General features: G+C 70.1%; 1 protein-coding gene. It reads right to left on the bottom strand.

Going from position 1 to position 758, the window contains the following annotated elements:
* The coding region (glyA, locus tag P1P75_RS41765; RefSeq protein ID WP_319265321.1) for a serine hydroxymethyltransferase at window positions 1–758 on the bottom strand (758 nt) is incomplete at both ends.

The raw sequence follows: 758 nt of genomic DNA, 5'->3' as shown, positions 1-758 counted from the left end.
GCCGTCAGCCGCTCGGCGAGGATCCGCGCGCCGTCGACCGTACGGCGCTGGCGCTCCTTGAAGTCGTCCGAGGCGGCGACCTTGAAGGACACCGCCTTCGCCGCGATCACGTGCTCCAGGGGACCGCCCTGGAAGCCCGGGAACACGGACGAGTTCAGCTTCTTCGCGAAGGCCTTCTTCGCGAGGATGATGCCGCCGCGCGGGCCGCCCAGCGTCTTGTGGGTGGTGGAGGTGACCACGTCCGCGTACTCGACGGGGTTCGGGTGCAGGCCCGCCGCGACCAGACCGGCGAAGTGCGCCATGTCCACCCACAGGTACGCCTCGACCTCGTCGGCGATCCGGCGGAACTCGGCGAAGTCCAGCTGCCGCGGGTACGCAGACCAGCCGGCGATGATCACCTTCGGGCGGTGCTCCTTGGCGAGCCGCTCGACCTCGGCCATGTCGACCAGTCCGGCCTCGTCCACGTGGTAGGCGACCACGTCGAACTGCTTGCCGGAGAAGTTCAGCCGCATCCCGTGGGTGAGGTGACCGCCGTGCGCCAGGTCCAGGCCCAGGATGGTGTCGCCGGGCTGGGCCAGCGCGAACAGGGCGGCCTGGTTGGCGGAGGCGCCCGAGTGCGGCTGGACGTTGGCGTACTCGGCGCCGAACAGCTCCTTGACCCGGTCGATCGCGATCTGCTCGGCGACGTCGACGTGCTCACAGCCGCCGTAGTAGCGGCGGCCGGGGTAGCCCTCGGCGTACTTGTTGGTCAGGACCGA

The sequence above is a fragment of the Streptomyces sp. ID05-39B genome (assembly GCF_033794725.1).
In the GTDB taxonomy this organism is placed as follows: domain Bacteria; phylum Actinomycetota; class Actinomycetes; order Streptomycetales; family Streptomycetaceae; genus Streptomyces; species Streptomyces bobili.
The sequence above is the reverse complement of the archived record's forward strand: the minus strand, read 5'-3'. Positions and strand labels throughout refer to the sequence as shown.